Source organism: Salipaludibacillus sp. CF4.18, assembly GCF_051262595.1.
Lineage (GTDB): Bacteria > Bacillota > Bacilli > Bacillales > Salisediminibacteriaceae > Salipaludibacillus > Salipaludibacillus neizhouensis.
Genome location: NZ_JBIMEV010000006.1, coordinates 36,622 through 58,758 on the forward strand (window position 1 = coordinate 36,622; position 22,137 = coordinate 58,758).

Sequence of the window (22,137 nt, forward strand, 5' to 3'; positions counted from 1 at the left end):
AACCATTAGGAGATTACTTTATGCGCTTAGGATATGCTTGTATTAATACTGCTCTGCCAACAAAATTCAGAACATGCCGACTTGCTACATATGAAAAAAAGGGCGATGCGTTTATCAAAGAATTAACAATACACAATTTAGAAAATATATATGCTGCTTTGAAATGGAATGAACAACAGAAAATTTTCTTTTATCGCATTAGCTCCGACATTGTACCTTTAGGAAGTCACGAAATATTAACTTGGAAATGGTGGCTTGATGAAGATGTCATTGCCCTCGCTCATACCATAAAAAAATTCTCCTCTGCACATGAAATGAGATTATCCATGCATCCAGGGCAATATTCTGTATTGAGCACCCCTCGAGAAGAAGTGCTTCAGCGAACGATAGCTGACTTGGATTATCATGAAAAGCTTCTTCATTTGATGGGCGGAACAGATATGATCATTCATGGTGGAGGCGCTTATGGAGATATTAGTAAAGCCAAGCAACGATTTTCTGAAAGTTATGTAAGACTTCCTGAGCGTATTAGGTCTAAATTACGTCTCGAAAATGATGACGTTACATATACACTTGAAGATGTATTGGATATCCATACGCTATGTAACATTCCTATCTGTTTTGATATCCACCATCACAACTGTAATAATAACGGAAAAGATCTCGAACCAATGCTTAACAAAGTGTTTGCTTCATGGTCCCAAGAATCGATCATACCAAAAGTTCACATTAGTTCAGGAAAAACTAGTGAAACAGACCGACGTCATCATGAGTATGTTTTTAAACAAGATTTTGAGCGATTGTTACTAGCACTTAACGGCAAAGATGTTGATATTATGCTTGAAGCAAAAATGAAGGAACAAGCTGTTTTAAAAATAAAGAAAGAAGTGTTTTAGGCTCATAATTCAACACAAAGAGAACTTGGACATATAATTAGCCAAGTTCCCTTTTCTATCAAAAGTTTACGATAAGAAAAACGGCAGAGCCGTCTTTTATTATCGCTTATCTTTCGATAAATACTTATCCAGCCCTTTTTGTCTCAACTCGCATGCTGGGCATTCCCCACAGCCATCAGCAATAACACCGTTGTAGCATGTCAGTGTTTTCTCTCTTACAAATTCAAATGCGTGTAAGTCATCTGCTAATCCCCATGTTTCCGCTTTGTCCAGCCACATTAAAGGGGTGTGAATGACGAACTGGTTATCCATCGCTAAGTTTAACGTTACATTTAACGATTTTACAAAAATATCACGGCAATCAGGATACCCACTAAAGTCTGTCTCACATACGCCAGTGACAAGATGTTTTGCTCCTGCTTGCTTTGCGAGAATCGCTGCAAAGGATAAAAATAACAGGTTTCGTCCTTCCACAAAGGTAGAAGGTAACTCATCTGCTTCCTGTGTTATATCGATATCTTCTCTCGTTAGTGCGTTTGGCGCTAACTGATTCAGCAGGCCCATATCTAACAAGGTATGTTTAACACCTAGCTCCTTTGCGATACCTTCTGCTACTTCTATTTCAAGCTTGTGACGTTGATTATAATTAAACGTCACGGTTTCTACTTCCTTGAAGTTTTCAAGTGCCCAAAATAAGCAGGTCGTACTGTCTTGTCCACCACTAAACACAACTATTGCTTTATCATTTTTCATATGTCATCCTCGTTCCGTTATAAATTTTGGTTTTATTATTTCTCCGGGAATAGAGAAGAGTAATCATAATTAAAATCGAAGCTATTAAACTAAAATACCCGGCTAAATGATAGGTTTCCTGCGGAGAATAAGTCTCCATGTGCCAACCTCCACCTGCATTTCCAAGCAGTCCACCTAATCCAATCGTGGACGCGATAAACAGCAATTGACCCGTCGCAATTAATTCTCTTGGAACTAATTTTGTTACATAATGAAATACTGCCACAAAAAATAAAGGAAATGTTACTCCATGGAGGAGCTGTAAGTAGGTAAGAATTTGTGGATCATCCCATACTCCGTACAGAAACCAGCGAATTGAATACAAGAAAGCTGCAACCATTAATAATGTCATCTCCTTGAATCTTTTCAAAAGCAAACCGGTCAAAGCGAAAATAGGAACAGAAGAAAATGTGGCAAACATCCAGGCAAGGCCTATTTGTTTTTCTCAAGCACCTAAATCAGCTAAATATATCGTTAATAAACTATCATTCATCTTATGTGGGGTAAAAATTAAAAAACTAATGATCACGATCCAAATATACTTCTTGTTTTTCAATAGTTCTTTTAAAGAAGAAAGAGAAATTGATGGACGAACGCCTGTTGTAACTTCTCTGCCACTTTCGTTAATGATTAACACGAGAGGAATAGCAGCCAACATGATTATGGCATACATCCAGCCTATATACTGTATCCCCACTACTCCAATCAGCATTCCTAAAACGAGTGCAGAGGTCCCAACCCCAATAGAACCAAAAGAACGCACAGCTCCATAGTTTTTCTTGTTTTTATTTGCATATTGCATAGCAATACTATCCGTTAAAGGTCCGCAAGAAGTCATGAAAAACATAAACAACGTAAACAAGAGTAATAATGGCCAAAAGGATTCAACGGCAAAAAATAGAAAACTACATAATAAGGCTGAAACCATAATAAATAGTAATACTTTTTTAGCTGAATTCACTTTATCACTTATGTAACCCCAAATCGGCTGACCAATTACTGCCATTACGGAACCCATCGCCATAATCACGCCAATTCTACCTGTCCCTATCCCATGATATTGCAAGTACAAGGGAAGAAACATGAGAACAACAGCAAATGAACAATACAACACAAAATAAAAAATCCCTAATCGAATCATATTAGACTCCTCTGAACTTACACATATTGTGAGTTAGTGTAGGACCTTATTATTTGCTAATTATTTCTGCACTAACTATTAGATGGGGCAATCCTTCCACACTATTGAGGAATAAAATTATATTGACATTTTACGATTCTATGTTTAAAATAAGAACATTCATTCCCCAAAAAAATCCGCTTCCATCCCCCTAGTAATAACTATTTTTATTCGTTAACTGTATCCCATTTTTTTATCGAATTCAACATTTGAAAGTGAGGTAAGTGCATGAATACAATTAACCGGTCGTTACATACTCTAGGAATCTTAGAGGATAGTCTTAAAGAAGAGTTACTTGATGTTCGTGACGAAATTAGTCGTTATGCAAATGCAAACTATGGAGAAATAATCTATGATAACTGGCTGAAACTGTGTGAGCAGCATCCGATTTTTCTTGAATGTGAAGAAACAGCATTTATGCCATTTACTAGTTGGTACACCTTCTGTTCGCCAATCAAGTTTAATCAACAGACCATATACTCCTCATTCCTGACACATCATCTCCCCTTAATCAAAAACGAACTTCATTCTTACACGTTAAAAACCCTGAATTTTTGGCAGCAATGCTACCCTTCTTTTTATTACCAACCCGAGTTTAAAGTCAAACGAATTTTTCCGCTACTGGATATTTATAATGGCATACTCAAAACAACCGTCAGTTATAGCGACATCTTCATAGCCCCTAAACGCAATGATTTCATGACTGGTCTTCTTCTTCCTCTTGGAGACGGAAGTTTTACCCCTCACTATCCAATGCTTTCTCTTCCTGACAAGCTTCGAAATGATGTTTCAACAGAACTAGTTACTTATTGTAAGTCAAGATGGCACCTTTCCCCTGAGGATGTCATCAAAAAAGAATACCCAGTTCTATTAGCAATTTTCTTCAAATACTATATGAGTCTACCTGAAAACGAGCGTATATATTATCCGATAGATCAATATTATCAACCTTCATTCTAAATTGCTAACGATTAAAGAATGTTATCTAAACTTTTGAAGAAATAGGTGCTACTCGAAAGGAGGGTGGGTATCCCTTAATATGTGTGGTGTAAATTTAGCTGTCACCCTACCAGTAAAACAACAAATTAAAAAGTAGCCTCTGGATTAGAAAGGCTACTCATATATTCAGCTTCTTTACATTTACCAACGCCTGATTTAAGTAATCAAAATTGCTCTGTAAGTCTTGATAATTTTCCTTTTTCTCCGTAAAACTTAATAAACTTTCTTCAAAATCGGAATAATGTTCGATTTTTGTATTATCCAGGTGTTCCACTGCAAAATCCTTTAACCTTTTCAATCCATTGTCCATAGAATCAGGTAAAGGTAAAATACGTTCATCTTCTGCAAGCTTATAAAAATCATCCACTTCTTGAATAAGGTGTTTCAGATGATAATGCTTAACAGTATCCTCTAAACCCAATAGTAATTTCTCAACCATCGTTAGAACAAACGTATGAAGGATTGGAACGATGTCTAACATCGTTTCGCTTATTTTAGATACAAGTTTTGCTGGTTTCACTGTTCCTCCATCACCAAGATCTACGATGTTAACTGTTTGATGGGAAACAACAATCACATGATACGTGTGTGATTCACGAGCTTTCTTTGCTGAAAACAAAGAGTCACCAATAATTTGAAGCTTTCTGTCCATCTCATCTTCTGAGATCTTCATGATATTAGCAAGCTCCGAGTTAAATTGCAAACGAAAACTATATTCTTTATTGTATTTATTGTTGCTCAGAAAGTTGCACATCTTACTATGATTAGAGGCAATCCGTTTTACCAGTCTTTCTTCTTTATATGTTCCCCTGTACATGTTTAATAAAGATGCTGCCAACATGTAATGAGCATAATATCCGGATGTTACAGACCAGCAATGAGTATTAGAGGCAGACAATTGACTCGACACGCCCCAGTCATACCAAGATGCGGTCAAATAAGAAAATAATAGTTCAGACCATTCTCCCTCCAGCTTCATATCCACATTACATCACTACCCTTAAAAAGTTTATTCGGAAAATCAGACTATTCCTAACTTCAACATAGTCTTCCCTATCTCCGGCATTTTACCCTTTAGAGATTGATTTCAAAGCATTATGCTTTTCTGGAAACTGGATTATCTTCATGGCTGACCCAATCACTCCAACTGCCTGCGTACAATTTAGGTTGGATGCCTGCCTCGGTAAGCGCCAGTATGTTAACACATGCAGTAACACCTGATCCACAATACACAATTAAATCCTGCCCCGCTTCCTTATAGTATTTTAACTCTTTAACTTGAGTTTCTTTCTTTTTCCATCTGCCATCAGCTGTGGTTCTTTCCATCCACTCTTCCAAAACTGCACCTGGAATATGTCCTGCTACCGGATCAATAGGTTCATGAATACCTAAAAATCTTTCCTCTGAGCGTGAGTCAATAAGTATTGCATTTTTCTGGGAAACCATTGATTTTACATCTTCCATCGTGACCAGCATTTCTTCGTTTATTTCGGGTGTATATGATTTAGGCACTGGCGATAAGACAGTAGCAGTTACCGGATACCCCCTTTTTTTCCAATGGGAAAAGCCTTCCTCTAACACATGTACATTTTCATGACCAACGTATTTAAGCATCCACCACAATCTCGATGCCATTGCTCCTCGTTGATCATCGTATATAACAACGATTTGATCATTACCGATTCCTGCACGGCCTAATGTCTCTAAGAAATCATCCGTACTAGGCAAAGGATGTCGGCCACCGTGCTCTCCAAGAACTCCTGATAAATCTTTATTTAAATCCAAGTATATAGCACCGGAAATATGTTCTTTTGTATATTCTTCAAAACCCTTATCTGCATTTCCCAAATGAAAGCGACAATCTACGACCACCAACTCTTCATTTTCTAAATTGTTGCATAACCACTCCGAACTAGTAATATTTGAATGCAATATATACTCGCCTCCTAGTTAGTATCACTCCAATAATGGAGATGTTTTATATAGTTTAACTTGATTTACCTTCACTCGTCTATTTTATAAAATTCCTATGGTCTTATTACGACAGAAGTTCCTATTGGGATGGTAGAAGCTAGTTCTTCAACATCTTCGTTGTACATTCGTATGCATCCTCTTGAAACAGCCTTTCCAATAGAAGACGGATCATTCGTGCCATGGATTCCGTAATGTTTTCTAGATAAAGACATCCACATTGTTCCGTATGGTCCTCCGGGGTTCGGTGCTTTATTTATAATGATAAAATTACCTGTAGGTGTTGCATGAAGTATTCTGCCAACCGCTATCGGATACACTCGGACCTCTTCATCATTTCTAAATAAAGTTAAGCTGCGTCCCGATATAGAAACTTGAATCCAATACGGTATTTGACTGTTGTCAGGTAAACCTGGAATGAGAAGCATTTGTCCTGCTTGAATCATTGCTGGATCTTCAATTTGATTTACTTCGATAAGCTCTTGAAAAGATACCCTGAAGTCTTCAGAAATGGACCAAAGATTTTCTCCTGGTTTGACAATGTACCGATACATTTTAGCTCCTCCTATATACTTCTTTCTTTAAACTATGAGAGAGAGTTAAAATGAAGAATAACAAATAGAATGAGGATGTCCCATAAGATCAAAACAGATCCTTTGAACATCCTCAATGAAAAACGGTATATTCTTCTTTTATTATGCTGTCATGGTTGGTGCTTCCTGTTCTATTTCTTTGGAAAATATCCAACCACTAGCTGCTATAAGAAGTAAAACACTGTAAAAAGTAATTTTCCATGCTGGAGATTTTGCAAATGCTTCCGGCAGAACTGCTAATTCTGGATGTGACAATGTAAATACGGCTAATTTAACACCTACCCATCCTACAATTGCAAATGCTGCAATTTCCAGTCCGGGCCGCTTATGAAGAAGAGCGACAAAGTAACTAGCAGCATATCTCATAATAACAACTCCAATTAATCCTCCTGTAAGAATCACAAGAAACTTTCCGCCATCTAATCCTCCGATATTTGGTAAACCAGAGTCGGGCAATACAATTGCAAGAGCTACTGCTGCGAGAATAGAATCTACAGCAAAGGCAATATCAGCTAACTCAATTTTAACTACTGTACTCCAAAAACCCGCTTTTTTCTGAGAATCCGAAACTTCAACTTTACTTTTTTGCTTACTTACCACAAGTTTCCTGAATATATGATTCATAGCTATAAATAGAAGATACAGTGCTCCTATCGCTTGCACTTGCCACACACCTACTAAAAACGAAATTACAAATAAAGAACCAATTCTTAAGACAAATGCTCCTGCTAAACCATAAAATAATGCTTTCTTTCGCAATTCTTCAGGAAGTTTTTTCACCATAACGGCTAACACCAATGCATTGTCGGCTGCTAATAAACCTTCAATTCCAATTAATAGTAATAATACCCATGCATATTCTAAAACAATCGACCATTCCATTTAAAATCCCCCTTTTTATGTAAATAAAAAACCTCTACCAGAGTTGGTAAAGGTTTTGAACACACAAAAGACCTTTACCAAACAGTAAAGGTCTTGCTAACAACATGAAACATGTCGCTAACAAAGCCGGGAGGATTACTCCGTAATGACGACTTTGTTATTAAAGCTACTCCCCTTTAGGAGAACGAGTTTTATTTAATTAATATGATCATAATATCAAAGAATCAAAGTGTCAAGACATTTCTTAAAAATTGTGCTTGGGTTACTCTTATGTTGTTTGTACTATAATGCTAGAAGAAACGTTTTACTCTGAAAACGCCAGAATTGCTCGCGTACCTCTCTGTTCTAATCAAATCAACAAAATTAAATCGTAGACACCGTAAGTTAACCACCGATATAAGACATTTCAATTTTTTCCTTGGTTCCAGGATGCGTACCGTCTGCTCGCCGTTCGTCAGAATAACGATCACTACGTTTTTCCCATATATCCACTAAGGCTTTTAAAACAACGTAATCATTTTCTTCCGAGCGAACTAAAGAACGAATATCGTGGCCACGTTGAGAAAACAAGCACGTGTATAGCTTACCATCTGCCGAAAGCCTTGCTCTTGTGCAGGTACCGCAAAAAGAATCTGACACTGAGGAAATAACGCCAATTTCGCCCGTTCCATCTTTGTAACGGTATCGGCTTGCTACCTCTCCAAAGTAGTTAGGGTCTGAAGGCTCCAGAGGAAACTCCTCGGATATCCATTTAATAATGTCTTTTTTAGGCACAACATGTTTGTCATTCCAACCATTCGTGGAACCTACATCCATAAATTCTATAAAACGGACGATAACTCCTGAACCTTTAAAATGCTTTGCCATCGGAATAACTTGTGAATCATTTACACCCTTTTTCACAACAGCATTGATTTTTACTTTAAAGCCAACTGCTTGAGCAGATTCAATCCCTTTTAGAACTGGACCTGTTGGAACATCCCGGCCGTTCATTTTACGGAAAACCTCATCATCGATCGCATCAAGGCTAATATTTACCCTATTAAGTCCGGCTTCTTTTAATTTTTTTGCATATTTAGGCAAATACACACCATTCGTGGTTAGTGCTATATCTTTTATTCCATCAATTTTATTTAATTGTTCTACTAACAAATGAAGGTCTTTACGTAACAATGGCTCACCGCCAGTAAGACGGATTTTCTCCACTCCCATTTGAGCAGCCATTTTGGTAATCCTAATTATTTCATCAAAAGATAGCAATTGATCTCGCTTTAAAAACGGGAAATTATTATCAAATATTTCTGCCGGCATACAATAGGAGCAGCGGAAATTACATTGGTCTGTAACTGAAATACGTAAATCTTTTAGAGGTCGCGAAAGGGAATCGTATATGATTTCCTGTGTCATGCTCGATCTCTCCTCTCTATATAACTTAGCACACTAAAAATAATAAGAGCTATGTCTAGCATAACATAGACATAGCTACTTTCTCTCTCAACCGACAAAGAAATTATTTACAAATGCAATAACAGAGATTTCAAAATACGCTGGAAAAGGTGATTTCTAATTTCTCATGCAGAATCACTTTCGTTTGAAATTAACCCTCTTTTTCTTCTGCACTGACCTCAACTCTTGTTTTTAATGCTTCTATAATATATACCATTTGCATTTTAACTTCTGATACGAGTCCAGATTCATCAGCGTTCCTTAATTGTTTTAACTGACCTATTAAATGACTGTATTCTAGTTTTAATTCTTTCGTTGAATAGTCATCCAAAGCATTCGCCTTTTTAAAACCATGATTTACGTTTTGCATCAATATTCTCCTTATAACTGTATTGTCAAGTCACTGGGTTTAAAAACGTAATAGAGCATGCAAAGGATAAAAGATCATTGTATCTATTATTAATATAGCAAATCTAAATTTAAGTAGAGGCAATTAAGTATATTTTTCATTTTTTCCCTATCTAATACACAATTGAGAAACCTATTTTTAGATCATTGTCTTATTTCAGTCGTATTATCGTAGCGCACTGAATAGAATGTACAAGCAGCAAACTTGTCCAATATGCTGTTTAATTTTAAGACGAGGATGGTTGATAGGTCATGACGGTTTTTTTTACGTATGTGTTGTTAGGTCTTTCTTTAGCCGCTCCAATTGGTCCTGTTAATGCTGCACAATTAGATAGAGGGATTAAAAGTGGCTTTTTTCATGCCTGGCTAGTCGGTTTGGGGGCTACGGTTGCGGATGGAATATATATGATATTGGTATTCCTAGGTGTAGTACATCTAGTTGAAATCCCTTTCGTGCAAACATTTCTGTGGTTATTTGGATTTTTTGTCTTAGTGTATACAGGAATCGAAGCACTTTCCGGGGCAGGTAAGATTGCCTTAATTAATTCCAGGACTGTTAGCGAATCTCATACGAAATCATTCTTATCTGGATTTTTCATGTCGTTATTCAATCCATTAACAATCCTGTTCTGGTTAGGAATATTTGGTTCTATATTAGCTAAAACAATTACTTCCTTTGCAACGGAACAGGTTATTCTTTATGTTGGAGCTATCTTTTTAGGGATCATTATATGGGACTTTACGATGGCTGGATTTGCGAGTACACTTCGAAAGTTTTTAACTCCTCGTCTTCTGATCAGTATCTCTGTTCTATCTGGCATTTCTCTCATAGGTTTCGGTGTGTACTTTGGTATACAGGCAGCTACTGTTTTGTTTTCGTAAAGAGTGAACCAGGTTCTGGGTTTTCAGGTTTATCGGTTTTATTTCTCTTCCAAATCTGGTTCATAATTAGTGTAACTATCCCTATTACAGTGATGAATAGCAAACTCACCAAAAAACCTGGACGACTGATATGGTGAAAAGTGGTTCCGGCAATTGCTACCAAAATAATGATAAAACCTAAAGCACGTTTAAACTTCTCAAAGAATGAAAGCTTAAGCAGCCTGTTATAAGAACCTAGGATAAAAAACCAATTATACAGAAGCATTAAACCAGCTGCTGTTGTGAAATATTCATATATTTTCCCAGGCATTAGCATGGATAAAACAATGGACGCAATAATTGCGAGTGTAGTTAATCCAATGGCTGGAAGGGCTGTGGCTTTCATCACTGTTTTCGCCAAAAATTGTGGAGCATCTCTTCCTTCCGCTAAGCTAACCAGAATTTTAATCATCGCAAACAACGACGCTACCATAGTAGAAAAACCAGCAATAATAAAAACCCCATTAAAAATATCCGCAATGTATGGAATTTCGTAATTATTCAAAGCCATAACAAAAGGACTTTTATCAGCATGAAACTTATTCCAAGGTAAAAGGACGATTGCTAGAAAGAGGGATCCTATATAAATAATTCCGAGTAAAGAAAACATCACCGCTCCAGCTTTAATCGCATCCTTCATATTGTTAAGACGAATGGCCAAAAGTCCAATAATTTCAATCCCCGCAAAACCATAGAAACCAAATATTAACGAAGGCATTAAACCTTTCCATCCATTTGGTATAAAAGTCTCGACATTATTTGGAAGTGGTGAAGCAACTGTGTTTTGACCAAATACTCCAAATAACGCAATGATAGCTAAAATAATAAACATAACAATCGCTGCTATTTTCAAAACTGCCAATAGGTTTTCAATTCTATCAAATCCTTTTGCACCAGTTAGAATGACGATAATTCCTAAGACCGAATACACACAAGCAAATATCCAAAGAGGAACATTTGGAAACCATAAACGTGAGAAAATGGATAATGCTGTTAACTGACTCCCCATAATTAATAACTCCGATAACCAATACACCCACCCACAAGTGAAACCAGCCCATCTTCCATAAGCCTTTTTAGCATAAATGCGAAAGGAACCTTTTTGTGGATCATCAATTGATAACTTTGCCAGTGCCTCATAAACGAAAAATGTTCCTATAGCTGCAAGTGCATAGGACATGATCACTGCCGGACCTGCCATGGATATAGCAATACTTGATCCGAGAAAGAAACCAGTTCCAATTGTACAGGCTAAGCCTAACAAAGAAAGCTGCCACCACTGCAGTTTTTTCTCCTTAATTGCTTTTGCTGTCATTGTTTTCCCCCACTTTTATTTACTGTTGTTATTGTTACAGAAAACTTGTTTGTTTATGTAGAAAAAACCGAGGAAAAATAATACGAATGTTTTAGTTGCCAGTTGCTAATCGTAAAAACTCTCTATTTTATATGTATTTTTTAGTGCACTCTATGACATCTTAATAACAATACAATCTAAACCTCATTTCAAATCGAAACATGCCTAAGGAGGTCACCACACATTGACAAAAGAGAAGAAAACTGGCTTGGTCATTCTTGCTATAGGCTCCATCCCGTTAATCATGACACTCGGTAACTCGATGTTAATTCCGATCCTCCCTCAGATGGAAAAGGAATTAAACATTACTGCACTCCAAGCAAGTCTGACGATTACCGTGTTTTCTGTCACTGCCGCCATATTTATTCCTATTTTAGGATATTTATCTGACCGCCTTTCGAGAAAAGCTATCATTTTACCGGCTTTATTTCTATATGGGATAGGTGGACTTTTAGCTGGGTTAGCAGCGGCCTTTTTTAATAGTCCTTATACGTGGATCATTGTTGGCAGATCGATGCAAGGAATTGGTGCAGCAGGTACAGCCCCTATTGCAATGGCACTTACTGGTGATTTATTTAAAGGTGGGGCTCAAAGCAAAGTATTAGGTGTCGTTGAAGCCTCCAATGGCTTTGGAAAGGTTCTTTCTCCTATTGTAGGATCATTACTGGCTTTAATTGTCTGGTATGGACCGTTTCTAGGATTTCCAATCTTTTGTCTGTTTTCTATTTTTTTAACGCTGTTTTTTGTTAAGGAAAAAAAGAAGAAAAAGGAACCAATGCCTTTCGGGAAGTATATACACGGCCTGTTTTCTTTATTTAAGCGTGAAGGAAGATGGTTATTTACTGCTTACCTGGCTGGGGCAACTTGCCTGTTCACATTATTTGGAATCCTATTTTATTTATCGGATGTATTAGAAACACAGTACGCCATAGATGGGGTACTCAAAGGATTCATATTGGCAATACCTTTATTATTTTTAATGACAACGTCCTACATTACCGGCAGTAAAATCGGTAAAAATCTTAAGAAAATGAAATTTTTAATAATCTTAGGATTTTTGTTAATGACAGCCTCTTTTGCAAGCCTCGTATTATTCAAGGCGTTAGTTCCATTTATATCGGTATTGGTCGTTAGTAGTATCGGAACAGGATTAGTACTACCTTGTTTAAATAGCTTAATTACTGGTTCTGTCGGAAAAGAGCGAAGAGGAATGGTTACTTCTTTATATGGCTCAGTCAGATTTTTAGGCGTTGCTGCCGGCCCGCCTATTTTTGGTTGGCTTATGAACTGGTCACGTACAGGAATGTTTTTGGCGACAGCAGGCTTAACGTTACTGGTAGCGTTATTCTGTCTTTTATTCATTCACGTAAAGGGGCAAGCTAAAAGAGATCAAGAGGAATCCGGATCTATATTCAGTAGAATGCATCAAACAACGGAATAGGAGGGCTTTACTTGCAAATTTATTTTTCACCAGAGTTTTATAAACAAGACGCTCAAGTTTTAAATATTGTTACTGATCAAAATAAGCCGGTGGGATACCTTGCTTTTCTAATGGAAGAGAAAAAAATGTATGTTTATGGACTATTACAAGAAGAAGGTGTTACGGAGGATTTTAAGGACTTGATATCACCATATATAAAAGGGCTCACTAAACTTAAACCGGATTTAGAGGTACTAACTTATTTGTCAGTAGGCGGGAAAAAGATAGACATTGAAACGGAGAAAGAATAGCATAATTTAACTCACATCGAATATCATATCCTAGCGTATAAATTGGGGGCTGGGTTATGGATTATATTTGGCATGTGTTTGAAGTCTATCACATTCTTATTTTATTTCTCGGGTTGTTTCTCGGAATTTTGGTTGGTGCGCTACCAGGACTTACTCCAACTATGGGCGTAGCGTTAATGATTCCTTTTACTTTTAGCCTTGGTCCTACAGATGGATTGATTTTGCTCGGTGCCATTTATTGCGGAAGTGTCTTCGGCGGGTCGATTCCAACTATATTATTTAATGTACCTGGAGCCCCAGCTTCTGTTGCCACTACTTTTGATGGTTACCCTATGGCTCAGAGCGGAAAAGCGAGAAAAGCATTAGAACTCGCTGTAATCTCTTCTGTCGTCGGCGGATTATTTGGCATGTTTTTACTTATCTTCTTTGCACCGGCGTTTACACGACTATCTTTGCAATTTGGTCCTTCCGAAACATTTTGGATTGCCATTTTTGGTATCACGGTAATCGCAGCTATCTCAGATGGATCCATCAATAGAAATTTAATTGGTGGGGCTTTTGGTATTCTACTTTCCTTTATTGGAATAAGTACAGTGACCGGGACTACTCGGTTTACATTTGGATTTGAGAGCTTCGTTGGTGGTCTTCATATTGTAGCTGTATTAATTGGCTTATTTGCATTTCCCCAAGCTCTCCGCCTTATAGAATCCCTTCGATTCAAGGAAAAAAAAGGTGTACGAAAAGAATTACAAGAAAAATCAACGATCAAGCAATCTTTTGCTGATGTGTTTAAAACACCGAAATCGGTCTCTTTAGGAAGCGTCATTGGTGCTGTTGTTGGGATTGTACCTGGAGCCGGAGGTAATATCGCAAGTATTCTTGCCTATAATGAAGTGAAGAGATTTTCTAAAAACAAAAAGAATTTTGGAAAAGGCGAGAAAAAAGGGGTCATTGCTTCAGAAAGTGCTAATAATGCAATGGTAGGAGCTTCTTTAATCCCCTTACTTACTCTAGGCATCCCAGGCTCACCTACTGCAGCAATATTTTTGGGTGGCTTACTTATACATGGGATTTGGCCCGGTCAAAACCTGTTCATAGATAATGCTGAAGTTGCCTATGTATTCCTTTACAGTATGGTTGCAGCTCAATTAGTCTTACTCATTGTCGGTCTCGCTATGATAAAATATATGACACGTTTAACAAGTATTCCTTCTCATGTTATGGCTCCGGTCATTTTGTCATTTTCGATTATTGGAGCTTACACGACTCAAAACAATAGCTTTGATATTCATACTGTCGTTATTTTAGGCTGTCTCATGTTTTTTCTGCAAAAACACCGTTTTTCCCCTGCGCCAATTGCGCTTGGTTTTATTTTAGGTTCAATTGCTGAAGAAGGACTTTTACAAGGTCTCCAAGTTGGTGGTGCAAGTGGTTCACAAATGGCATATTTCTTCACTGGCAGTTGGAACATTATTTTGTATTCTCTCGTCATGCTAACAATCACGATGTCGGTAATTCAAGTAGTGAAAAAAAAGAATCAACCGCTGAAACCATCAAAAGAGCGCAAACACGTTTTAACTAAACAATATTTATTTTCATTTTCAAGTGTCCTCTGGATAGGAACTATCCTTGTAACCATTCTGTCTACAATCTATTTATTTAAATTTCCGTTTGAGCATCGGATTTTCCCTCAAGTAACGCTGCTTTTAATTGTTGTTTTTACTGTCCTTGAATATTTTTCTTCATCAAGACAGGTTCTCTCTCAGTTAAAAACAAATGCAAATAAAAGTAAAATCATGATAATTTTCCCTCTCTTAGTTTTGGTAAGCATCGTTAGTCTCCTTACGAATCAAATAGGATACTATACGCAAGTATTTATTTTAATGATGATCGTCCCTCTATACGTTCATCTATTGAAATGGCAGACGATACAATATTCAAGAATGATTATTATTTCTATTAGTTTTACGGTTATTCTTTATATTGTTTTTAAACTCATTTTAAAAGTACCACTCAATGTTTTTCCCATGTTCTAACTTATAAAAACGGTGCCTCAAAAGATCAAAACATATTTTTTGAAGCACCGCTGTGAAAGTTTCCCCGCCTGTTATTTAGTCTGTTACCCCAATTGAATCAAGTAATTCCTGATAAGTTTCCGTCCGGATTTTAATTTCTTCGATCATCTCTTCTCGATTCATAATGAGCATATCTGCCCCTGCCTGCTCCATTTCATCCAGAAACTTTTCATCGGTAAGGATCTCTATAAATGCTTTCTCTAGTTTATCGATCACTTCGGGGGGAGTTCCTTGTCTAGCTGCTATTCCCCTGTCAGTACTCATGATAACGTCGGTAAAGCCTAGTTCTGAGAACGTTGGGATATCCGGTGCAAAAGAATGTCGCTCCTCGGTTGCAATCGCTAAAGGAATAACTTCGTCTCCTAATCTGTATATATCAGATAAATTTCCTGCAACCACATCTGTATGCCCTCCTAGTAATGATGCAATGGCATCTGCTGCCCCTTGAAATGGAACATCTTCCAATTCAATATTGGCTTCGTTTTCTAACAAGAGAGTTGCAAGGTGCTGTCCCACATACATTCCAGCGTTCCCCACAGTAATGGAACCGGGTGCAGCTTTTGATTGTGCCACTAGTTCATCAAGTGTAGTTATCTCACTATCCACATGTACAGCAAATACGGTAGGGGATCACCGCCCCAATTTACAATTGGTTCAAAGGTGTCTATTGCATAAGAAGTATCCCCCACAAGCGGTTGAGTGATAATATGAGGCAGATTATAGACGGCCAGTGTATATCCATCAGACTCCGTTGAAGCAAAGGAATTCCAGCCAACCTGTCCACCTCCACCGGGCTTGTTTACAATAACAAGTTCCTCTCCTAAGTATTTATTGGCATACTTTGAAATGATTCTTGCTTGCGTATCTGTTGCAGCTCCTGGTGAAAAAGAAACAACTAGCTGAATACTTTTTTCTGGATATTCTTCCTCAACAGATTCAGATGAACACGCAGTAGTGATGAAGAAGAAAAAGCTGCATATTAATACGATCATACCATTTCTTTTAAACAAAATATATTCCTCCTTTTCTAAATTCTCTACCCTACATCCATATGTTTTTACAGATGAATGGGTATGTTGTCTAGAAAAAAAGAAATTGAAATAGTTTAGCTTTTAATAAGAGAAACCCACTGCTAGTAGTCTAACTCCACTTTGCTTATCTGGTATTCGTCCACTGGTTTCGTTTCTAACAATTTTGTATGAAGGAAAGATTTCTTATTTTCTTCTCCACACTAATCCTTCAGTCAAAATCTTCATCTTATCTATTCGCGAATTTATATCTAATTTAAAGACAACATCCACAATATGGGTTGAAATCCATTGGGAAAGGAGTGCAAGAATGATGATCCGCCAGTCAATAATAGACGCAGTTAGAATAAATATTAAACCGTTCAATATTAAAAGCGGTTTACCGGGAGGGATCCCCCTGTATTTTGAGACCAAGAGGGCAATTACCCCCATGCCACCATTGGAAACACCTTGTCTGAGCAGTATTCCAATCCCACAACCTAAAATGATAGAACCGGTTAGCAGATCAATCCACACAATTGTTTGCGGCATATGCATCGTAATCGTAAAGAAGTGCACACTTAAAGAGGTCACGGTTATACCATACATTGTTCCAATTGCACTCGCATTTCCAAGCCAGTAGATAGCTAAAACAAGTAAAGAAAAATTGACAAACCAAAGAGCAAAACTTACCGGTACATTTAACCAGTAATTTAAAAGTACTGCAAGGCCACCTGCACCACCGGAAGGAATAGAATTAGGGAAGAGAAATAACGCCATTGCAAATCCCTGTATAATAGCACCACAAGATATTAAAACATACGCTCTTAAGCTATGCCTCACAGTAAAATTCCTAATAAACGATCATAACTAATTATTCTCATCCTCATTAGTTTGTAATCTTTATATTCCACGTCGATTCACCCCACTAAGTAAGCCTCGATAAACTTGTCCTATCATTATTCTACTGAGTAACTAGCTGAATTATGACTTTCAGAAGCATGACTTGAAGAGCAACGTATGAAATGACAAAGAAATCCAATGTATCTGGCTGAGAGTAAAAGCACAACCTACTATTAATAAATCATCCATTACACTAGCTGAGAATATTTAAAATCCGCGCTTGTCGTTACTGTTGAAGGTAATGTGTTGATAAGGAAACTTATTTGCTAAGAGTAAAGCTTAAAGCTAAAGGGATAATCATGTGCAAATAAAAATATATTAGCTTTGGATTTTAATGATCCTACAGTCAATCATTCAAGCACTGAAATAACTAAAGGAATATCATGGGATGAGCTAATGGGGGAAATTAAAGTGAAAGATATTTATAAAGGTCAACAAATTTTTATCTTAGTATTTTTATTATTGTGGGGGAAAACAATACTTGTCAGTATAACGGAGTTTCAAACGTCTATCCAAAACCTAAATCAGTGGATGATTCTTGTCTTAAATCCCTGGTGTTTTTTAATCGTATTCCTATGTTTGATTTCAATGCGAAACCCAATAAAACAACATTTTTATTTGCTATTATTCATGGCAACCGTTTCTTGCATTCTTTACGCAAACATTTTGTATTATAGAGTATTCACTGATTTTATTACAATCCCACTATTTATGTTAGGAGGAAATTTATCAAAACTAGGCTCAAGTATATTTTCAATTATCCATTGGTACGACATCGTCTATTTTTCTGATCTGATCCTGATTATTTTCCTTTTGCAAAAAGGCAAAACTACGTTCACAGATAATTGGAAAAAATTTAAATTTACGGAACTAAGTCCGCTATTTACTGTTGTTTTGATCGTCTTGATCGTAAACCTTGGTTTAGCAAATATCGAAAGACCCCAATTGTTATCCCGTTCCTTTGACAGGGAACTTCTTGTTAAAAATGTTGGAATTTACAATTACCACCTTTATGATGCTTATCTTCATACGAACGCTCGTGCTCACCGTGTACTAGCCAGTGAAGAAGAGTTTTCTAGAATTAACGATTCTATAGGTGAAAAGAACGATTTGAGTCAACTTGACTCGTATGGCATTGCTAAAGGAAAGAACGTTATTTTAATAGCTGCAGAGTCATTGCAAAATTTTGTAATCAATAATACAGTAAATGGAGAAGAAATCACACCATTTTTAAATGAACTAATAAGTGATAGTATATACTTTGAAGAATTCTATCATCAAACAGCTCAAGGAAAGTCTTCTGATGCAGAATTTTTAATGAATAACTCTTTGTTCCCCCTCTCCAGAGGTGCTGTTTTCTTTTCTCATGCAAGTAATAAGTATCACGCTTTGCCAGAAATAATGAATAATCACGGGTATTTCACTTCGTCTCTGCATGGAAATAACGGAAGTTTTTGGAACAGAAATTTGATGTATCGACAACTTGGATACAATCGTTTTTATACACAAGACGATTACAGGATTGATCGTGAAAATAGTGTTGGTTGGGGTCTAAAAGATATTAAGTTTATGGAGCAGTCAGTTGGACATCTTTCCCATATGCCCCAACCTTTTTATGCCAATTTAATTACGTTAACAAATCATTATCCATTTGATTTGGATGAAGAGGATATGTATATTGGTCGTTATAATTCCAAGAGCAACACTTTAAATAAATACTTCCCGACAGTGAGATACATGGATGAATCACTGAAGGTATTATTTGAAAACTTAAAGGAAAAAGACCTGTACGAAAATTCAATGATAATTATTTACGGTGATCATAATGGTATTTCCGCTAACCATAACCGTGACATGTCAACATACTTAGAGAAAGAAATTACTCCTTTCGTAGAAACAGAGCTTCAACAAGTACCATTGATTATTCATATTCCTGGAATGGAAGGTAAGGTTATTTCTACAGTTTCCGGCCAAATTGACTTCCGGCCTACACTTTTACACCTACTTGGAATAGATGAAGAAAAACAAACAATATTAGGTAATAATCTTTTCTCTAGAGAACGGGAGGATCTTGTAATCCTTAGAGACGGCAGTTTTATAACTGACGATGTCGTTTATACAAATGAACATTGCTATTCTAAAAAAACAGGTATACAAACAGATAATAGCTTATGTCTCCCCTATAAGGAAAACGTTAAAAAGCAGCTTAATTACTCAGACAGGATCATTTACGGAGATTTATTGCGCTTTGACAAGAATCTTCATGAAAACTAATCAATACCCATGTTCACAAACACTTTCTAAAGATACACTCAACACTGATCTAGAGGCGAAAACTGTCCGACGGCAACACTTCAGCCTCTACTGAGGTTGTCCCCTGCAAGAAAACCGTGTGCTGCTCTTCGGCTTAAGTGATAGTCTTTCTCTTTATTCTAACATCTTCTACAAAAACAACATTCTTACAGTATCCTTTACTGGAAATAACATGTAATATTAGTCAATGATGAAGAAAACAATTCTTAACGAGTAAAATTTATGAAATGAGGCACTTACTTCATGGAGCATCAAGAGAAGAAAGAAATTAGTATGGGGGTTGCTTCTGGCATAGGTGCTTACCTCATTTGGGGATTCCTCCCTATTTATTGGAAGTTTGTAGATCATGTCCCGCCTTTTGAAGTACTAGCGCATCGGATAGTATGGTCGCTTTTAATTATGCTTATTTTATTATTAGTAACAAAAAAGTTCAAAGCTTTAATCTATGACCTTCGATATCTAGCAGAAAACCCAAAGATTGTAGTGGGGATATTATTGGCCGCTCTCTTTATTAGCATCAACTGGGTAATTTTTATCTGGGCGGTTGCAAACGACAGAATTGTTGAAGTGAGCCTCGGTTATTATATAAATCCACTTTTTAACGTTTTATTAGGAGTTATTTTTTTCAAAGAAACCCTGCATTTTTGGCAAAAAATTGCTGTAGGATTAGCTTTTACCGGTGTTGCAATCTTAACATTTTCTTTCGGTGAAGTACCCTACATTGCTCTTCTGTTAGCGGTTAGCTTCGGTTGCTATGGTTTAGTTAAAAAACAAACAAAAATTGGTGCAATGACTGGTTTAACATTAGAAACGTTACTACTTACTCCTATTGCATTAGGTTTTTTGTTTTGGATACATCGTGATGTATCCTCCATCCTACACTTACAAAATCTGTCAACTGGTTATCTATTAATAGGTACTGGTATTGCAACAGCTGTTCCACTGCTGCTATTTGGAATTGGCGCTCAAAAAATCCCTTTCTCACTCATTGGATTTCTTCAATATATTGCTCCTACAATTATGCTAATTTTAGGAGTTATCTTCTATAACGAACCATTTACGATCGTTCACGTTGTTTCATTTGCATTCATTTGGGTGGGCTTAGTTATTTATTCTATCGGGAAGTCATCTTTTATGGTGAGTATCCAACCAAAGCAAAGATAATATATGGCTAAAACATTTTTTAATAAACTAAGTGTCCAACAGGAAAATCTCTGGACTACGGTGAGTAAACTATAAGAGGAGGTGAGAGGATGATTTCAAAGGAAGAAAAAACGTTAGCTATGTTAATTTACTTGATTAGTTATTTCACAGTTTTTATTGGCCCAGTCATTATTTGGATTCTTAAAAAAGACGAATCTGAATTTATTGACTATCACGGAAAAGAATACCTGAACTTTTTAATATCTATTACCGTTTATTCTATTATTAGTGGGCTGTTTGTCCTTATTTTAATCGGCATCTTAATGCTTGCCATTGTTGGAGTTGCTGGGTTTATTTTAACTATTATTGCCGCTATAAAAGCATATGATGGAGAATATTATAAATTCCCTTTAATATTTAGATTAATTAAATGAACGAGCGAAATAGACTTTTAAAGTAAAGGTTGTGGCATAAGGTCAAGGTTGACCTTATGCCACAACCTTTTTTTACGACTGATGGTCTGCAGGGAATCGCACCCCCACTTGCTTTCTTGCTTCTTCCATTACCTTTGCCGTAATTAAAGAACTCTTATGTGAGTTAATAGATGACTCAGATTCTCCAGTTTTTATTAAACGGATAAATTCTGCTGCCTCATAGTACATTGCAAGCTGTTCCTGAGGTACTTGAATTTGTTCCTCTGTACCGTCGTTAAATCGAATTAAAATATTTTTTGGGTCATGAATATTGTTGATAATCATACTTCCTTTTTCCCCTTGAATCTCAGATGGAATAAAAGAGTTTGCAATTTTTGAATGCATAATGACACATTCTAACTCATTGTATTTTAAGAGAAGACTTCCTTGACCATCTACCCCGGAAGTTAACATCACTCCCGTTGCAGATACCTGATTAGGTTCTCCAAACAAAACGATAGCTGGGTAGATGCCATATATCCCAATATCCATTAATGAACCATTTGAGAATGCAGGGTCAAAGGCATTTAGAATAACGCCCTCTTTGTATGCATCATAACGTGACGAATACTGACAATAGCTTGAGAAATAACGTCTAACGGTTCCAACTTTATGTAAATGATCAATAATTATTTGAAAATTTGGCTGGTGAGTTGACTTAATGCCTTCCATCAAAACAACGTTATTCTTCTGGGCGCTCTCGATTAATTTCTTCATCTCATGAACATTAGACGCCATAGGTTTCTCGCAAATTACGTGTTTACTCTGTTCCATCACAAGACATCCTTGGTCAGAGTGAAAAGAATTAGGACTCGCAATATACACAGCATCAACGTCCGAACTTTTTGCCATTTCGCTCACTTCTGTAAAAACTTGGACTTGATTGTATTTTTCTGCAAACTCTTTGCCTTTCTTTTTTGTACGAGAGTATACTGCTGTTAGTTTAAATTCTGGTATCTCACTCGCAGCACGAATAAAGGCTTCCGTGATCCAGTTTGTACCAATTACACCAAAACGAACTTGATTATTTTTATTCATATCAGTTCCTCC

Annotated in this window: 21 protein-coding genes and 1 pseudogene; 9 read left to right on the forward strand and 13 right to left on the reverse strand. The window is 36.8% G+C overall.

Annotated elements, in window-relative coordinates; all coding sequences use genetic code 11:
• The first annotated feature begins 20 nt into the window (after positions 1–20).
• Positions 21–896, forward strand: a complete 876-nt coding sequence (uvsE, locus tag ACHABW_RS06045; RefSeq protein WP_435754504.1) for a UV DNA damage repair endonuclease UvsE — start codon at positions 21–23, stop codon at positions 894–896.
• 99 nt (positions 897–995) lie between these two features.
• Here uvsE and queC read toward each other — a convergent pair whose 3' ends face one another.
• The gene (queC, locus tag ACHABW_RS06050) at positions 996–1,649 is read right to left on the reverse strand and encodes a 7-cyano-7-deazaguanine synthase QueC (RefSeq protein ID WP_110935155.1); all 654 of its coding nucleotides are present in this window, start codon (positions 1,647–1,649) and stop codon (positions 996–998) included.
• A pseudogene (locus tag ACHABW_RS06055) lies at positions 1,639–2,829 on the reverse strand (MFS transporter). Before ACHABW_RS06055 ends, queC begins: the two are co-directional and overlap by 11 nt.
• Positions 2,830–3,096: 267 nt before the next feature.
• Between ACHABW_RS06055 and ACHABW_RS06060 the strand changes: the two are divergent.
• A complete protein-coding gene (locus tag ACHABW_RS06060) occupies positions 3,097–3,828 on the forward strand; it encodes a hypothetical protein (RefSeq protein ID WP_435754505.1) in 732 nt (243 codons plus the stop codon).
• Positions 3,829–3,985: 157 nt separating this feature from the next.
• On the opposite strand, the gene ACHABW_RS06065 is transcribed toward ACHABW_RS06060, so the two are convergent.
• The 6 genes from ACHABW_RS06065 to ACHABW_RS06090 all read right to left on the reverse strand — a co-directional run bounded on the left by ACHABW_RS06065 (position 3,986) and on the right by ACHABW_RS06090 (position 9,129).
• Positions 3,986–4,852 (reverse strand): hypothetical protein, encoded by an 867-nt coding sequence (locus ACHABW_RS06065; RefSeq protein WP_435754506.1) that lies wholly within the window; start codon positions 4,850–4,852, stop codon positions 3,986–3,988.
• A 110-nt stretch (positions 4,853–4,962) separates the two neighbouring features.
• On the reverse strand, positions 4,963–5,799 hold the full coding sequence (locus ACHABW_RS06070; RefSeq protein WP_435754507.1) for a sulfurtransferase: 837 nt from the start codon (positions 5,797–5,799) through the stop codon (positions 4,963–4,965).
• A gap of 95 nt (positions 5,800–5,894) precedes the next feature.
• Entirely contained in the window at positions 5,895–6,392 is a 498-nt protein-coding gene (locus ACHABW_RS06075; RefSeq protein WP_435754508.1) for a L,D-transpeptidase family protein, read from the reverse strand.
• A 141-nt stretch (positions 6,393–6,533) separates the two neighbouring features.
• On the reverse strand, positions 6,534–7,313 hold the full coding sequence (locus tag ACHABW_RS06080) for a TerC family protein (RefSeq protein ID WP_435754509.1): 780 nt from the start codon (positions 7,311–7,313) through the stop codon (positions 6,534–6,536).
• 384 nt (positions 7,314–7,697) lie between these two features.
• A complete protein-coding gene (gene moaA, locus ACHABW_RS06085) occupies positions 7,698–8,720 on the reverse strand; it encodes a GTP 3',8-cyclase MoaA (protein WP_435754510.1) in 1,023 nt (340 codons plus the stop codon).
• A 190-nt stretch (positions 8,721–8,910) separates the two neighbouring features.
• Positions 8,911–9,129: a hypothetical protein gene (locus tag ACHABW_RS06090; protein WP_435754511.1), complete on the reverse strand. Its 219-nt coding sequence runs from the start codon at positions 9,127–9,129 to the stop codon at positions 8,911–8,913.
• Positions 9,130–9,419: 290 nt separating this feature from the next.
• On the opposite strand from ACHABW_RS06090, the gene ACHABW_RS06095 reads away from it, so the two are divergent.
• The gene (locus tag ACHABW_RS06095) at positions 9,420–10,049 is read left to right on the forward strand and encodes a LysE family transporter (RefSeq protein ID WP_110935146.1); all 630 of its coding nucleotides are present in this window, start codon (positions 9,420–9,422) and stop codon (positions 10,047–10,049) included.
• Here the strand turns inward: ACHABW_RS06095 and ACHABW_RS06100 are convergent.
• On the reverse strand, positions 10,030–11,403 hold the full coding sequence (locus tag ACHABW_RS06100; RefSeq protein WP_435754512.1) for an amino acid permease: 1,374 nt from the start codon (positions 11,401–11,403) through the stop codon (positions 10,030–10,032). The genes ACHABW_RS06095 and ACHABW_RS06100 overlap by 20 nt on opposite strands.
• Positions 11,404–11,626: 223 nt before the next feature.
• Here ACHABW_RS06100 and ACHABW_RS06105 point away from each other — a divergent pair, with 223 nt between their 5' ends.
• Genes ACHABW_RS06105 through ACHABW_RS06115 form a run of 3 tightly spaced genes read left to right on the forward strand, consistent with a single transcriptional unit; the run spans position 11,627 to position 15,209 of the window.
• Positions 11,627–12,883, forward strand: coding sequence for an MFS transporter (locus ACHABW_RS06105; RefSeq protein ID WP_435754513.1), 1,257 nt, complete (start codon positions 11,627–11,629; stop codon positions 12,881–12,883).
• Between the two features lie 11 nt (positions 12,884–12,894).
• Positions 12,895–13,173: a hypothetical protein gene (locus ACHABW_RS06110; protein WP_110935143.1), complete on the forward strand. Its 279-nt coding sequence runs from the start codon at positions 12,895–12,897 to the stop codon at positions 13,171–13,173.
• 56 nt (positions 13,174–13,229) lie between these two features.
• Positions 13,230–15,209 (forward strand): tripartite tricarboxylate transporter permease, encoded by a 1,980-nt coding sequence (locus ACHABW_RS06115; RefSeq protein WP_435754514.1) that lies wholly within the window; start codon positions 13,230–13,232, stop codon positions 15,207–15,209.
• A gap of 75 nt (positions 15,210–15,284) precedes the next feature.
• Here ACHABW_RS06115 and ACHABW_RS06120 read toward each other — a convergent pair whose 3' ends face one another.
• The 3 genes from ACHABW_RS06120 to ACHABW_RS06130 all read right to left on the reverse strand — a co-directional run bounded on the left by ACHABW_RS06120 (position 15,285) and on the right by ACHABW_RS06130 (position 17,098).
• Positions 15,285–15,821, reverse strand: coding sequence for a tripartite tricarboxylate transporter substrate-binding protein (locus ACHABW_RS06120; protein WP_435754515.1), 537 nt, complete (start codon positions 15,819–15,821; stop codon positions 15,285–15,287).
• Between the two features lie 17 nt (positions 15,822–15,838).
• Positions 15,839–16,258, reverse strand: coding sequence for a tripartite tricarboxylate transporter substrate-binding protein (locus ACHABW_RS06125; protein WP_435754516.1), 420 nt, complete (start codon positions 16,256–16,258; stop codon positions 15,839–15,841).
• A 204-nt stretch (positions 16,259–16,462) separates the two neighbouring features.
• Positions 16,463–17,098, reverse strand: a complete 636-nt coding sequence (locus tag ACHABW_RS06130) for a YitT family protein (protein WP_435754517.1) — start codon at positions 17,096–17,098, stop codon at positions 16,463–16,465.
• A gap of 456 nt (positions 17,099–17,554) precedes the next feature.
• Between ACHABW_RS06130 and ACHABW_RS06135 the strand changes: the two genes are divergently transcribed.
• The 3 genes from ACHABW_RS06135 to ACHABW_RS06145 all read left to right on the forward strand — a co-directional run bounded on the left by ACHABW_RS06135 (position 17,555) and on the right by ACHABW_RS06145 (position 21,048).
• Positions 17,555–19,432: an LTA synthase family protein gene (locus ACHABW_RS06135; RefSeq protein ID WP_435754518.1), complete on the forward strand. Its 1,878-nt coding sequence runs from the start codon at positions 17,555–17,557 to the stop codon at positions 19,430–19,432.
• A 282-nt stretch (positions 19,433–19,714) separates the two neighbouring features.
• Positions 19,715–20,635 carry an EamA family transporter RarD gene (gene rarD, locus ACHABW_RS06140; RefSeq protein WP_435754519.1) on the forward strand — a complete coding sequence of 307 codons (921 nt, stop codon included), beginning with the start codon at positions 19,715–19,717 and terminating at the stop codon, positions 20,633–20,635.
• Positions 20,636–20,724: 89 nt separating this feature from the next.
• Positions 20,725–21,048 carry a DUF4870 domain-containing protein gene (locus ACHABW_RS06145; RefSeq protein ID WP_110935137.1) on the forward strand — a complete coding sequence of 108 codons (324 nt, stop codon included), beginning with the start codon at positions 20,725–20,727 and terminating at the stop codon, positions 21,046–21,048.
• Positions 21,049–21,120: 72 nt separating this feature from the next.
• Here the strand turns inward: ACHABW_RS06145 and ACHABW_RS06150 are convergent, their stop codons facing one another.
• The gene (locus ACHABW_RS06150; protein ID WP_435754520.1) at positions 21,121–22,125 is read right to left on the reverse strand and encodes a Gfo/Idh/MocA family protein; all 1,005 of its coding nucleotides are present in this window, start codon (positions 22,123–22,125) and stop codon (positions 21,121–21,123) included.
• Positions 22,126–22,137: the final 12 nt, after the last annotated feature.